Below are 14,044 nucleotides of genomic sequence, written 5' to 3' on the forward strand. Positions count from 1 at the left end.
GGAAAACAATATGACGATTAATGTTGGCGGGACTTATTTTCTCGGCGTCGGTTCGATTTGCCGCATCGCTGTCGCGGCCGCGGTTTTGTCCGCGCCGTTGTTGGCGGGCGGCTGTACCACCAGCAACACCTCGAACAGTTCGGCGCCGACAGCGCTGGCGGAGGGACCGAAGGACACTGGCTCCTATCCGAATCTCAACATTCGGCCACAGGTGGCCGCCAAGCAACTGTCCAAGGAAGAGACCGCCGCCAGGCTCGGCGAGCTCAAGGCGGAGCAGCAGGCGCAGCTTGCCAAGGGCGGCGGCGCGAAACCAGCCCCCAATACAGCGGCGCTCAACACGCTCGCCAGGACGCATGGCGTCGACACGCTGAAGCAGATCGAGACCAAATGCGATCCCGCCCTCGACCCTAACTGCAATTAGGTCTATATCGCGCGCCGAATGCGCCCCCTTTGATCGTCTGGAACTGAAATGGAAGAATTTCACAAGGTCCGCCGGCTTCCGCCTTACGTGTTCGAGCAGGTCAACCGGCTGAAGGCCAGCGCCCGCTCGCGCGGTGCCGACATCATCGACCTTGGCATGGGCAATCCGGACCTGCCGACGCCGAAGGCCATCGTCGACAAATTGTGCGAGGTGGTGCGCGACCCGCGCACGCATCGCTATTCCTCATCACGCGGCATTCCGGGCCTGCGCCGCGCCCAGGCGAACTACTACCAGCGCCGCTTCGGCGTGAAGCTCAATCCCGACACGCAAGTGGTGGCGACACTGGGCTCGAAGGAGGGCTTCGCCAACATGGCGCAGGCGATCACCGCGCCCGGCGATGTGATCCTGTGCCCCAATCCGACCTATCCGATCCACGCCTTCGGCTTCATCATGTCGGGCGGCGTCATTCGCTCACTGCAGGTGGAGCCCGATGACGGGTTCATCCCGGCGGTCGAACGCGGCATCCGCCACTCGATCCCGAAGCCGCTGGCGCTGATCCTCAACTACCCGTCGAACCCGACGGCGCTGGTCGCCTCGCTCGATTTCTACAAGGACGTCGTCGCCTTCGCCAAGAAGAACGACATCATCATCCTGTCCGACCTTGCCTATTCGGAAATCTATTTCGACGGCAACCCGCCGCCTTCCGTACTTCAGGTTCCGGGCGCGATCGACGTCTGCGTCGAGTTCACCTCGATGTCGAAAACCTTCTCCATGCCCGGCTGGCGCATGGGTTTCGCGGTCGGCAACGAGCGGCTGATCGCGGCGCTGACCCGGGTCAAGTCCTATCTCGACTACGGCGCCTTCACGCCGATCCAGGTGGCGGCGGCGCATGCGCTGAACGGCGACGGCGCCGATATCGAGGAGGTGCGCGAGGTCTACCACAAGCGACGCGACGTGATGGTCGATTCCTTTACCCGCGCCGGCTGGACCATTCCCGCGCCCGCGGCCTCGATGTTCGCCTGGGCGCCGATCCCGGAACAGTTCCGCCAGCTCGGCTCGCTCGAATTCTCCAAGCTGCTCATCGAGCATGCCGACGTGGCGGTGGCGCCGGGCATCGGCTTCGGCGAGCACGGCGACGACTTCGTCCGCGTGGCGCTGGTCGAGAACGAGCACCGGATTAGGCAAGCGGCGCGCAACATCAAGCGCTTCCTGGCCTCGACCGCCAAGCAGCCCAACAATGTTGTGCCGCTCACGGCCCGCCGCTAGAGCCGGATGATTTCAGGCCCGTTGGCCTGAAATCTGAATCCGGCTCTCAATTAAAGAGATAGAGCATGATGTCGTCCGAAAACCGCATCACACTTTTCGGCATCATGCTCTAGTTCACCGCACATCACACCGACCAATCTTTGAGGGGCGTCGCCGGACATGGCTGAAGCGTTGCGTGTTGGAATTGCCGGCCTTGGCACGGTGGGCGCCTCGGTGGCGCGCGTGCTCAACGAAAAGGCCGCCGAACTCACCCGCCAGTGCGGCCGCGACATCGTCGTCACAGCCGTCTCGGCGCGCGATCCGAAGCGCGACCGCGGCGTCGATCTCAGCGCCGCCAAGTGGTTCGACGACGCCGCGCAGATGGCCGAGAGAGCCGACATCGATGTCTTTGTCGAATTGATCGGCGGCGACGAGGGGCCAGCGCGGGCATCGGTGAAGGCGGCGCTCGAGGCCGGCCGCCATGTCGTCACCGCCAACAAGGCGCTCTTGGCCAAGCATGGCGTGCAGCTCGCCGAGATCGCCGAGAAGAGGGGTGTGCTGCTCAACTATGAGGCGGCGGTGGCCGGCGGCATACCGGTCATCAAGACGATGCGCGAGGCGATGGCCGGCAATCAGGTCACCCGCGTCTTCGGCATCCTCAACGGCACCTGCAACTACATCCTGACCCGCATGGAGGCCGAAGGCATCTCCTTCGACGCCTGCCTCAGGGACGCGCAGCGGCTGGGCTATGCCGAGGCCGACCCGACCTTCGACATCGAGGGCCATGACACGGCGCACAAGCTGTCGATCCTGACCAGCCTTGCCTTCGGCACGAAGATCGCCGCCAACGACATCTATATGGAAGGCATCTCCAACATCACCCAGGCCGACATCCGCGCGGCGGCCGAGCTCGGCTACCGCATCAAGCTGCTCGGCGTCGCGCAGCGCACCGAAAGCGGTATCGAGCAGCGCGTGCACCCGACCATGGTGCCGACGGCTTCGGTCATCGCGCAGGTGCACGGCGTCACCAATGCGGTGGCGATCGAGACCGACATCCTTGGCGAGCTGCTGCTCTCCGGTCCCGGCGCCGGCGGCAACGCCACTGCTTCGGCAGTGGTCGGCGACATCGCCGACATCGCCAAGAGCCGGCCGGGCTTCCAGCATGCACCGGTCTTCGGCTGGCCGGCGAGGGAATTGAAGCCCTACAAGAAGGCGCAGATGCGCAGCCATGCCGGCGGCTATTTCATCCGGCTGACGGTACACGACCGCACCGGTGTCTTCGCCGCGATCGCCAAGCGCATGGCCGACAACGACATTTCGCTGGAATCGATCGTGCAGCAGGCGGCCGGGCCGGAAACCGAGGCGCAGAAGACGGTGATCCTTGTCACCCACGAGACGACGGAAGCCGCGGTGCGCAAGGCGGTCGAAGGTGTCACCAAGGACGGCCACCTGACCGACAAGCCGCAGGTGATCCGGATCGAACGGGCGGAATAGCCGTCGTCTGATTTCGCCTTAATCGATTGATATTGCTGCAATTTCAAAAATTGCCGGGGCAAGTCTTGCCGTTGTCATGGAGCTTTGCCAGAAGAAGCGCGCCTCTGGCGGGAGGCTAGGAGCAATTCCAGGAAAAGTGCTTAGCGGTTTTCCGTCCGGAATTGCTGGAAGCAACAGTCAACGAGGAATATCCATTTATGAATATGGCCCAGAACATCGCAGCCGGCCTCGACCGTATCCTCACCATGGAAGTCGTGCGCGTCACCGAACGGGCCGCGGTCGCCGCCGCGAGGTTGCGCGGTCGCGGTGACGAGAAGGCCGCCGACCAGGTCGCGGTCGATGCCATGCGCCAGGAGCTCAACCGGCTCGCCATCAAGGGCACCGTGGTGATCGGCGAGGGCGAGCGCGACGAGGCGCCGATGCTCTATATCGGCGAAGAGGTCGGCACCGGCAAAGGCCCGGCCGTCGACATCGCGCTCGATCCGCTCGAAGGCACGACGATCTGCGCCAAGAACCTGCCCAATGCGCTCGCCGTCATTGCCATCGCGGAAAAAGGCAGCCTGCTGTTCGCGCCCGACGTCTACATGGACAAGATCGCCATCGGCCCAGGCTATGCCGAGGGCATCATCGACATCGATGCGCGGCCGGCCGAGAACATCGCCAACCTCGCCAAGGCCAAGGGCGTCGCGGTGTCCGACATCACCGCCTGCATCCTCGACCGGCCGCGCCACACCAAGCTGATCGACGCCGTGCGCGCCACTGGTGCGGCGATCCGGCTGATCGGCGACGGCGACGTCGCAGGCGTCATTCACACCACCGATCCGGACGAGACCGGCATCGACATCTATCTCGGCACCGGCGGCGCGCCAGAGGGCGTGCTGGCCGCGGCGGCGCTCCGCTGCACCGGCGGGCAGATGCAGGGCAGGCTGATCCTCGATACGCCGGAGAAGGTGGCGCGGGCCGAAAAGATGGGCATTTCGGATCCGAAGCGGGTCTATCGCGCGCAGGACATGGCACGCGGCGACGTCCTGTTTGCGGCAACCGGCGTCACCGACGGCAATTTGCTCGACGGGGTCAAGTTCGGCCGCACCTTCATTACCACTCACACCATCGTGCTGCGCTCGTCCTCGCGCACCGTGCGCGAGATCAAGGCGCGTCACCAGGATCTGGAAAAATTTTGATTTCGTGCAGCGTTGACCCTTTCGACGCAATTGCGGACGGAAAACCGTTCCACAGTTTCCTTTAGTTGCCCGCTTTCCTGGAATTGCTCTGGACGTCGCATATTGATATCTGCCACAGGATGATGTGCAGACGGCGCCTCGCGTGACGGGCGAAAGACGGTTCTTCCTCGATGTCAGGCAGTCGGCGACCGGTGTCTCCTGGGAGCATCGGCTGACCGAGCGGCAGGACATGGCCGCCTTGGCCATCGCGCAGGGTCATGGGGTGCCGGACATCGTCGCGCGGGTGCTCGCCGGGCGCGGCGTGACGGTCGAACAGACCGAGCGCTTCCTCGATCCGACCATCCGCGAGCTTTTGCCGAATCCTGCCTCGCTGACCGACATGGAAAAGGCGGCGGCGCGGCTGGCGGATGCCATCGTGGCCGGCGAAAAGGTGGCGATCTTCGGCGACTACGATGTCGACGGCGCGGCTTCGTCGGCGCTGCTGAAGCGCTTTCTTGCGCATTTCTCGGTGCCGTCCGAAATCTATATTCCGGATCGCATCTTCGAAGGCTACGGCCCCAATCCGGAAGCCATGCGCGAGCTGATCTCGCGCGGCGCGAAGCTTATCGTCACGGTCGACTGCGGCACCAACAGCGCCGCGTCGGTCGAGGCGGCCAGAGAAGCCGGCGCCGATGTCGTGGTGCTCGACCATCACCAGGTCGGCGGCGCGCTGCCGGCGGCCGATGCGGTGGTCAATCCGAACCGGGAGGACGACCTTTCGGGGCAGGGGTATCTTTGCGCCGCCGGCGTGGTTTTCCTCTGCCTGGTGCAGACCGCGAAGGTGCTGCGCGAGAAGTTGCCGAACGCCGCGCCGGTCGATCTGCTTTCGCTGCTCGACCTCGTCGCGCTGGCGACGGTGTGCGACGTGGTGCCGCTTACCGGGGTGAACCGCGCTTTCGTGGTCAAGGGGCTGCAGGTAGCGCGCCAGCAGAAGAATGAGGGGCTGGCGGCCCTGGCGCGGGTCTCGCGCATTGGCGAGCCGATCAATACCTTCCATCTCGCCTATCTGATCGGGCCGCGCATCAATGCCGGCGGGCGCATTGGCGATGCCGCGCTTGGCAGCCGGCTTTTGGCCACCGACGATCCGGTCGAGGCCGCAAGCATTGCCGAGACGCTCGACCGCCTCAACCAGGAACGGCAGCAGATGGAAATGGAGATGCTGGCGCAGGCGCGCGCCGAAGCCGATGCCGAGCTTGCCGGCGGCAACGGTCCGGCCATCGTCGTCACAGCCAGCAACAGCTGGCACCCGGGCATCGTCGGGCTGTTGGCGTCGCGGCTCAAGGAGCATGCGCGCCGCCCGGCTTTCGCGATTGCCTTCAACGCCAACGGCATCGGCACCGGCTCGGGGCGCTCGGTCTCCGGTTTCGATCTCGGCCGGCTGGTGCGCGAGGCGGCGGGCGCCGGACTGATCGTCAAGGGGGGCGGCCATGGCATGGCGGCTGGCATCACTGTCGAAAGGGCCAAGCTCGGCGCGCTCAGAGCCTTCTTCGAGGAGCGTGCGTCGGCGGACGTGTTCCGGCTGCAGAGCGAGGAGAGCCTGGCGATCGACGGCGCTTTAGCCGCCGAGGGCGCGACGCTTTCGCTTCTCGACGCGCTGGAGAAAGCCGGCCCCTTCGGCGCAGGACATATCGCGCCGGTGTTCGTGCTGCCGCGCCACAGGCTCGCCGACGCACGACCGATCGGCACCAACCACATCCGCGCCGACCTGCAGTCGCAAAGCGGCGGCAACCTCCAGGCGATCGCATTCCGCGCCGTCGACACCGCGCTCGGCGAATTCCTGTTCAAGAACAGGGGCAAGACCGTGCATGTCGCCGGTTCGCTGTCGGGCAACTACTGGAACGGCAACCGGACGGTGCAATTCCGCATCACGGATGCCGCGGTTGCTTGAAGCAATTCCAGGAAAAGTGTGAAGCGGTTTTCCGTCCGGAATTGCGCAAAATGAAGCTCAGGCGAGCACCGTCTGCAGCCGCGTCAATTCGCTGATCTGCGCCATCGTCGCCTGATAGCCGAGGCGGATCGCCTCGTCGGCGCGGTGGAACTCGGTCAGGCCGATATGGCTGAGCTTCGGCTGCAGCGACATGTCAGGCGGATCGCCGGCGAGCCTGGCGCGCGAAATCCGATCCTGGATGATGTTGAAGGCCTCGACCATGACGCCGGTGATGCCGAGCCGGGTCTGGTGGGGCTGATACTGAGGATTGACCTGGCCGGGACGCGGCGCGTCGTTCTCGATGACGAGCTCACCCGCGCTATGCTTGATGACCGCGGCACGTCCGAACAGGTCGTAGTGGAGGTTGACGGCCACGACGAGCGGCTGCTCATAGGCACGGCAAACCGAGACCGGCACCGGATTGACCAGGGCGCCGTCGACCAGCATGCGGCCGTTGCAGTTCACCGGCTCGAAGACGCCGGGCAGCGCATAGGATGCGCGCATGGCGGTGATCAGCGACCCGTTCGACAGCCAGATCTCGTGGCCGGTGCGGATTTCGGAAGCGACGGCGACGAACGGCTTTGTCAGGTCCTCGAAACGAATGCCGGCCATGTGCTCGCGCATCCGTGCGTCGAGCTTCATGCCGCCGAACAGGCCGCTGCCGCGCAGATTGAGATCGAGGAGCCCGAAGAGGCGCCGCTTGGTGAGGCTCCTGGCAAACTCTTCAAGCTCGTCCAATTTGCCGGCGATATAGCAGCCGCCGACCAGCGCGCCGATCGAGGTGCCGGCAATCATCGATACTTCGATGCCGGCTTCGTCCAGTGCGCGCAGCACGCCGATGTGGGCCCAGCCCCGGGCGCACCCGCCGCCGAGAGCCAGCGAGATGCCTGTCTTCTTCGCCGACTTCGGGTCGGGCACGCCGCCGGACGATGCAGGGCCGTTGGCTTCCTGCACGTCAGGTTTGCTGCGCAATGACGCCCATTCGAGCATCATGATCTCCCCTTGTCCCGTATCCCTTCTACCACAAGGATGTTTGAGAATGGTGAATATGAGTGGTTTGTGAATATTGAATGGTTCACACCGGCTTCCGATACGTCTGTTCCGCATCGAACAGCGGCTTGCTGCCATCGTCGGCAAGCGTCGCTTTGCCGTCGCTGAGCCCCACCGTCCGATAAAAGCAGGAACGTCTGCCTGTGTGACAAGTTGCGTCGTGGCCCAATACTTTGACGGTCAACCATATCGCGTCCTGGTCACAATCCGTGCGCATCTCGACGACGCGCTGGAAATTGCCCGAGGTCTCGCCCTTCTTCCAGAGCGCATTGCGCGAACGCGACCAGTAGTGCGCGATGCCGGTTTCCAGCGTCAGCGCCAATGCCTCGGCGTTCATATGCGCGACCATCAAAAGCATGCGGTCGCCGGCGTCGGTGACGACCACGGTCACGAGGCCGGCGGCATCGAAGCGCGGAGAAAGGACGGTGCCTTCCTCCAGCGCCTTCATGTCTGCTGGAGCTTTGGGAAATTGCAGTGCCGACATCGCCGGTCCTTGTTTGATTTAAAGACGTGTTGATACTCGGGCGAGGCCGGCTTGCAAATGGCGGCTTCCGGCGCTCCCGAAGCTCACATACTCTAAGTACGCTCCGCTCCGGTTCTCGGAAACCACCATTTTCGACTTAAGCCTGACCTGAACCTCAACCGCCTTTGGGAGGTGCCGGCCGACGATCAGCTGCGCACCATGGTGACGAAGCGCACCTGTTCCTCGGGCGTGTCCTTGAAGACGCCGGTGAAGGTCGAGGTGAGCGTGGTCGAGTCCTGCTTGCGGATGCCGCGCATGGCCATGCACATATGCTCGGCCTCGATCATGACGGCGACGCCGCGCGGGTTGAGCACGTCCTGGATGACGCCGGCGATCTGCGCCGTCATCGCTTCCTGCGTCTGCAGGCGATGCGCGAAGATGTCGACGACGCGCGCGATCTTGGACAGGCCGACGACCTTGCCGTCCGGCAGGTAGCCGACATGCGCCTTGCCGATGATCGGCACCATGTGGTGCTCGCAATGGGAGTGGAACTTGATGTCCCTGACGATCACAAGATCGTCATAGCCGGCGACTTCCTCGAAAGTGCGGCCAAGCTCCTCGGCCGGACACATGTCGTAGCCGTTGAACATCTCGCGGAAAGCCTTGGTGACGCGCTTCGGCGTATCGACAAGACCCTCGCGATCCGGGTTGTCGCCAGTCCAGCGCAAAAGCGTGCGCACGGCGGCTTCGACCTCGGCCTCGCTCGGACGATCCGTGACGGGCTTCTCCATATAGGAGGCGGGGGGCATGAGTTTCTTGATGACGGCATCCATAAAAGGCGTCTCCCGTAGTCCCACTCAAAGGTGGGACGAGTTGAACGGACCACGACCTTTCGGGTGAAACTCGCCCGGTTTCCAGCCCGTAAGCGGCGTGAACAGATGAGCAATGACAATGGCTTGAGGTTGCCTTGTCGATGCCCGGCTGCCAGCATTATATATGCTCGTGCAGAGCGAAAGGAAGACGCTACAGCGGCAAACACTGTTCGCTCGGCGGCGACGGATTGGAAAAATATGATCGACGATGTCTACAATGCGAAAATTCTGGGCTTCGCCGGAAATATCGCGCGGATCGGCCGGCTCGACCACCCCGACGCGACCGCTCGGGCGCATTCCAAATTGTGCGGCTCTACCGTCACCGTCGACTTGAAAATGGATGGCGATGTGGTGTCCGATTTCGCCCATGACGTGAAGGCCTGCGCGCTCGGCCAGGCCTCCTCCTCGATCATGGCCCAGCATGTTATCGGCGCCAGCGCGGATGAGCTGCGTGCGGTGCGCGAGACCATGCTGAAGATGCTGAAGGAAGACGGCGCGCCCCCGGAGGGCCGCTTCGCCGACCTCAAATATTTGGAGCCGGTGCGCGACTACAAGGCGCGCCACGCCTCGACCATGCTGACCTTCGACGCGGTGGTCGACGCGATCGGCCAGATCGAGAAGAAGCGCGCCGGACACGCGGCTTGATCACAAGCGCCTAAATCGCTCCCCTTGTCGCGGCGAACTCGCCTCTTATCCAGTCGGCAAAAGCCGTGGCCGGCTCGGAAAGATCCTGCAAATTTCTCGCCACCAGCCAGTAGGCGCCCGACGCGACGTCGATGTCGAACGGCTTGACCAGCGCGCCGGAGGCGAGCTCGTCGCCGATCTGCAGGAGATCGCCGAGCGCCACGCCGTGGCCGAGCAATGCCGCCTGCTTCGAGAGCGAGGCGTCGGCGAGCATCGGGCCGCGCGCCGGCACAATGTCGGCCGGCACGCCCGCCGCCTCGAACCAGCGCGCCCAGCTCTGGCGATTTTCCTCATGCAGCAGCGTGTAGTGGCGAAGGTCGACCGGCTTGTCCAAAGGAGGGCCGGATGCCAGCAGCGCCGGCGACAGGACGGGTGAATCGACGGTCGAGGCCAGGCGCTCGGCATCGCTGCGCGGCCACGAGGTCGCGCGCGGGCTGAAGCGCAAGGCAAGCTCGGGCTGGTCGCTGCGGAACTCGATCAATCTCGGATCGACGTCCAGTGAGACATCGATATCGGGCCGCAACTGGCGAAAGCGGTTGAGCCGCGGCACCAGCCATACCGCGGCAAGCGAGGGTTCGACGCTGACGCGCACCACCGACTGCGCCGGCGTGGTCGCCAGTTCCGACAGCACCCGGTCGATGTCGTCGAAGCTTCTCATCAATTGGTCGAGCAGCCGGCGGCCGGCATCGGTCAGCTCGACGTGGCGATGGAGGCGGAGAAACAGCGGCTGACGGAGGAAGGCTTCGAGCTCGCGGATCTGCCGGCTGATCGCCGCTTGCGAGACGTAAAGCTCCTCGGCCGCGCGGCTGAAGCTCAAGTGCCGGCCGGCGGTTTCGAAGCTCCTGAGCGCCGTGAGCGGCAGCCGGCCCCGCTTCATCTCACATAACCTCAAGTTATCCGATGCGGAAATTATACTCGTTTGAGGACGAAGGCCAGCGGCAGTCTAATCGGTGCCCAAAGGAGCACTTGCCATGAACCAGTTCCTGGCCATTTTGAACGACGTCATGCGGATCGCCACCTTTCAGTGGCATGGCGAAGCCTCGCGCAGCCGCTGTTGCCATGACCATCCGGATGCTTCCTTGCATCATGCACCGCGGATCGACAGGCATCCCATCCGCCGCACCAGGCCATGATGGCAAAAGAACATTGCGTTCCGGGTCAGCAGCCCACATCTATCGCGCAGCGAACACTGCGGAGCAGATTGGTTGGCTGACCACCATGGGCATATGCACAGCGCCCGGCCTATCCAGCGCGGGCGCAACTGGCCGGGACCCTGGCGCAAGACGCCGGGCCGTCTACTCGGCACGTCGCTCGTGCGTCTCTACCAGCTGACGCTCTCCGGCTTCGTCGGCAACAGCTGCCGGCACCTGCCGACCTGCTCCGAATACGCGCATGAAGCGATCGCCCGCCATGGCCTGTGGGCCGGCGGCTGGATGGCGCTGTTCCGGGTTTCGCGCTGCGGGCCTTTCGGGACGCATGGCATCGACCGGGTGCCGGAGACGCTCGCTGCGCGCTATGTCTGGTTCATGCCCTGGCGCTACTGGCGGATCGGCAGGAAAAGCCGTGAGGCCGACGGCTGATCGCATCGGCTTTCGCGGGCTTCGTTTACGATCCGGTAGGGTTAACGACAGCCTGCACAAACGCTGCGAATTTGAGACAAAATCGAGACAAGAGGCCTCGCTAAGCCGCTCTCCGTAATCCCCTTTCCGGAGTGAGCTTCGATGCGCCAGATGGACCGCTACCCCTTCTTTATCGCCGTTACTCTGTTGCTTATGGCTTGGATGCTCGGCCTGCCGATGCGGGCGCAATCGGCACCGCTCAAGGACATCCACTGCACGCTGATCCAGGATGCGACGAGCGGCGCGACGCTTTACCAGGATGGTGTGTGCGACCAGCGCGTCAGCCCGGCGTCCACTTTCAAGGTGCCTCTGGCGCTGATCGGCTACGACGCCGGAATCCTGAGCGACCACCATAAGCCGAGCTGGGACTACAAGCCCGAGTTCAATGCGGTGAACCGCGACCGAAAGACCGTCGATCCGACGATCTGGGAACGCGATTCCATCATCTGGTATTCGCGGGAGATCACGCGCCGGCTCGGCTCGAAAAGCTTCGCCGGCTATGTTGCGAAATTCGGTTACGGCAATGCGGATGTCTCAGGCAGCGCCGGCAAGAATGACGGCCTGACCAATTCCTGGGTGGATTCCTCGCTCGAAGTCTCGCCCGTCGAGCAGACGGCGTTCCTGCGCCGGCTGCTTGCCGGCAAAATGCCGGTTTCCGCCAAGGCGCAAGAGATGACAAAAGCGATCATCCCAACCTTCGAGGCGGGGGACTGGACCGTGAAGGGCAAGACCGGCAGCACGGCGCTCGACAAGAACAAGCGGTCACTCGGCTGGTTCGTAGGCTGGGCCGAGAAGGATGGTCGCCGCATCGTGTTCGCCCGGCTGGTTGTCGACGCCAAGCGCGGCGACATGCCAAAGGGGCTCACGACGCGGGCGGCGTTCTTGAAGGATCTGCCCGGCCTCATCAAATAGAACGGCTTGCGGCTTTACGGCGGCAGAAACTCCTCATAAAAGACTGCCGCCGGCCAGCGTCCATGTGATTGGCGCCTCCGGCTAACCCTCTGCATGCTCCAGCCGACATGCATTTCACCACCCGCGCTCGTTTGCGGGACTGGATAGGAGAACTTGATGCTGAATTCCGTCTCCCTGACGTTTCCCGATGGTTCGGTCCGCGAGTACGACGCGGCAATGACCGGCGCCGGTCTTGCCGAATCGATCTCGAAGTCGTTGGCCAAGAAGGCCGTGGCCTATGCGATCGATGGCACCGTGCGCGACCTTTCCGATCCGCTCGGCAAGCCCGGCAAGGTCGAGATCATCACCCGCGACGACCAGCGCGCGCTCGAACTGATCCGCCACGACGCGGCACATGTGCTGGCCGAGGCCGTGCAGGAGCTCTGGCCGGGAACGCAGGTGACCATCGGGCCGGTGATCGAGAACGGATTCTATTACGACTTTGCGAGGAACGAGCCGTTCACGCCGGATGATTTTCCGGCGATCGAGAAGAAGATGCGCGAGATCATCGCGCGCAACAAGCCGTTCACCAAGGAGGTCTGGTCGCGCGATAAGGCGAAGAAGGTCTTTGCCGAGAAGGGCGAGCGCTACAAGCTGGAACTCATCGACGCCATTCCGGAGGATCAGGACCTCAAGATCTACGCCCAGGGCGACTGGTTCGACCTCTGCCGCGGTCCGCACATGGCTTCGACCGGGCAGATCGGCAATGCCTTCAAGCTGATGAAGGTGGCGGGCGCCTACTGGCGCGGCGATTCCAACAACCCGATGCTGACGCGCATCTACGGCACCGCCTTTGCCGATCAGGCGCAGCTCGAGGCCTACCAGATGCTGCTTGAGGAGGCCGAGAAGCGCGACCACCGCAAGCTCGGCCGCGAGATGGACCTGTTCCATTTCCAGGAAGAGGGGCCGGGCGTCGTCTTCTGGCACGCCAAGGGCTGGAAGATGTTCCAGAACCTGGTCAACTATATGCGCCGCCGCCTCGACGAGCATGGCTACCAGGAAGTCAACGCGCCACAGGTGCTGGACAAGAGCCTGTGGGAGACGTCGGGCCACTGGGGCTGGTACCGCGACGCGATGTTCAAGGTGACTGTTGCCGGCGACGATACCGACGACGACCGCGTCTTCGCGCTGAAGCCGATGAACTGTCCCGGCCATGTGCAGATCTTCAAGCATGGATTGAAGTCTTACCGCGAACTGCCCGTAAAACTTGCTGAGTTCGGCAATGTGCACCGCTACGAACCATCGGGTGCGCTGCACGGGCTGATGCGTGTGCGCGGCTTCACCCAGGACGACGCGCATATCTTCTGCACCGAGGAGCAGTTGGCCGCGGAATGCCTGCGCATCAACGACCTGATCCTGTCGACTTATGCCGATTTCGGCTTCGACCAGGTCGCCGTGAAGCTCTCGACGCGGCCGGACAAGCGCGTCGGCACCGACGAAGCCTGGGACCATGCCGAGGCGATCATGAGCAATGTGCTGGAGACGATCCGCACGCTCTCGGGCAACCGCATCAAGACCTCGATCAATCCGGGCGAGGGCGCCTTCTACGGGCCGAAATTCGAATATGTGCTGAAGGACGCCATCGGCCGCGAATGGCAATGCGGCACCACGCAGGTCGACTTCAACCTGCCGGAGCGTTTCGGCGCCTTCTATATCGGCTCGGATTCGGAGAAGAAGCAGCCGGTCATGGTGCATCGCGCGGTGTGCGGCTCGATGGAACGCTTCCTCGGCATCCTGATCGAGAACTATTCCGGCCATTTCCCGCTGTGGTTCGCGCCGCTGCAGGTGGTGGTGGCGACGATCACCTCCGATGCGGATGAGTACGCAATGAAGGTCGTCGAGCGGCTGAAGACAGCGGGCCTGCTGGCCGAGGCCGACCTGCGCAACGAGAAGATCAACTACAAGGTGCGCGAGCACAGCCTGGCCAAGGTTCCGGTCATCCTCGTCTGTGGTAAGCGCGAGGCGGAAGATGAGACCGTCAATGTCCGCCGCCTGGGTTCCCGCGATCAGGAATCGCTGAAGCTCGCCGATGCGGTGAAATCGCTGGCCGATGAGGCGGTCTCGCCGGACCGCAAGCGCCGCGCGGCCTGACATACCA

At 63.8% G+C, this 14,044-nt stretch carries 14 protein-coding genes; 10 read left to right on the top strand and 4 right to left on the bottom strand.

From position 1 onward, the window contains the following. Nucleotides 1–10: 10 nt before the first annotated feature. The 5 genes from RFM40_RS11455 to recJ all read left to right on the top strand — a co-directional run bounded on the left by RFM40_RS11455 (nt 11) and on the right by recJ (nt 6,268). Nucleotides 11–421 (top strand): hypothetical protein, encoded by a 411-nt coding sequence (locus RFM40_RS11455; RefSeq protein ID WP_320226617.1) that lies wholly within the window; start codon nt 11–13, stop codon nt 419–421. Nucleotides 422–469: 48 nt separating this feature from the next. Then, the gene (locus RFM40_RS11460) at nt 470–1,687 is read left to right on the top strand and encodes an LL-diaminopimelate aminotransferase (protein ID WP_059188342.1); all 1,218 of its coding nucleotides are present in this window, start codon (nt 470–472) and stop codon (nt 1,685–1,687) included. 159 nt (nt 1,688–1,846) lie between these two features. After that, nucleotides 1,847–3,160 carry a homoserine dehydrogenase gene (locus tag RFM40_RS11465; protein ID WP_320226618.1) on the top strand — a complete coding sequence of 438 codons (1,314 nt, stop codon included), beginning with the start codon at nt 1,847–1,849 and terminating at the stop codon, nt 3,158–3,160. Nucleotides 3,161–3,357: 197 nt separating this feature from the next. Further along, a complete protein-coding gene (gene glpX / locus RFM40_RS11470; protein ID WP_320226619.1) occupies nt 3,358–4,341 on the top strand; it encodes a class II fructose-bisphosphatase in 984 nt (327 codons plus the stop codon). A 142-nt stretch (nt 4,342–4,483) separates the two neighbouring features. Next, nucleotides 4,484–6,268: a single-stranded-DNA-specific exonuclease RecJ gene (gene recJ / locus RFM40_RS11475; protein ID WP_320226620.1), complete on the top strand. Its 1,785-nt coding sequence runs from the start codon at nt 4,484–4,486 to the stop codon at nt 6,266–6,268. 57 nt (nt 6,269–6,325) lie between these two features. On the opposite strand, the gene RFM40_RS11480 is transcribed toward recJ, so the two are convergent. The 3 genes from RFM40_RS11480 to folE form a co-directional block, all read right to left on the bottom strand. Continuing rightward, nucleotides 6,326–7,297, bottom strand: coding sequence for a patatin family protein (locus RFM40_RS11480; protein WP_320226669.1), 972 nt, complete (start codon nt 7,295–7,297; stop codon nt 6,326–6,328). A gap of 85 nt (nt 7,298–7,382) precedes the next feature. Further along, nucleotides 7,383–7,841: a phosphoribosyl-AMP cyclohydrolase gene (gene hisI, locus RFM40_RS11485; protein ID WP_320226621.1), complete on the bottom strand. Its 459-nt coding sequence runs from the start codon at nt 7,839–7,841 to the stop codon at nt 7,383–7,385. A 185-nt stretch (nt 7,842–8,026) separates the two neighbouring features. After that, on the bottom strand, nt 8,027–8,653 hold the full coding sequence (gene folE, locus RFM40_RS11490) for a GTP cyclohydrolase I FolE (protein WP_320226622.1): 627 nt from the start codon (nt 8,651–8,653) through the stop codon (nt 8,027–8,029). Nucleotides 8,654–8,890: 237 nt separating this feature from the next. Between folE and RFM40_RS11495 the strand changes: the two genes are divergently transcribed. Beyond that, a complete protein-coding gene (locus tag RFM40_RS11495) occupies nt 8,891–9,337 on the top strand; it encodes an iron-sulfur cluster assembly scaffold protein (RefSeq protein ID WP_320226623.1) in 447 nt (148 codons plus the stop codon). A 10-nt stretch (nt 9,338–9,347) separates the two neighbouring features. Here the strand turns inward: RFM40_RS11495 and RFM40_RS11500 are convergent, their stop codons facing one another. Beyond that, entirely contained in the window at nt 9,348–10,253 is a 906-nt protein-coding gene (locus RFM40_RS11500) for a LysR substrate-binding domain-containing protein (protein ID WP_320226624.1), read from the bottom strand. 94 nt (nt 10,254–10,347) lie between these two features. On the opposite strand from RFM40_RS11500, the gene RFM40_RS11505 reads away from it, so the two are divergent. The 4 genes from RFM40_RS11505 (at nt 10,348) to thrS (ending at nt 14,037) form a co-directional block, all read left to right on the top strand. Continuing rightward, complete coding sequence (locus RFM40_RS11505; protein WP_320226626.1) at nt 10,348–10,509, top strand: hypothetical protein; 162 nt, start codon at nt 10,348–10,350, stop codon at nt 10,507–10,509. A gap of 72 nt (nt 10,510–10,581) precedes the next feature. Then, nucleotides 10,582–10,956 (top strand): membrane protein insertion efficiency factor YidD, encoded by a 375-nt coding sequence (yidD, locus tag RFM40_RS11510; RefSeq protein WP_320226628.1) that lies wholly within the window; start codon nt 10,582–10,584, stop codon nt 10,954–10,956. Between the two features lie 141 nt (nt 10,957–11,097). Next, complete coding sequence (blaOXA, locus tag RFM40_RS11515) at nt 11,098–11,907, top strand: class D beta-lactamase (protein ID WP_320226630.1); 810 nt, start codon at nt 11,098–11,100, stop codon at nt 11,905–11,907. Nucleotides 11,908–12,063: 156 nt separating this feature from the next. Continuing rightward, nucleotides 12,064–14,037 (top strand): threonine--tRNA ligase, encoded by a 1,974-nt coding sequence (gene thrS, locus RFM40_RS11520; protein WP_320226632.1) that lies wholly within the window; start codon nt 12,064–12,066, stop codon nt 14,035–14,037. The last annotated feature ends 7 nt before the right edge of the window (nt 14,038–14,044 follow it).

The sequence above is a fragment of the Mesorhizobium captivum genome, from assembly GCF_033977165.1.
Lineage (GTDB): Bacteria > Pseudomonadota > Alphaproteobacteria > Rhizobiales > Rhizobiaceae > Mesorhizobium > Mesorhizobium captivum.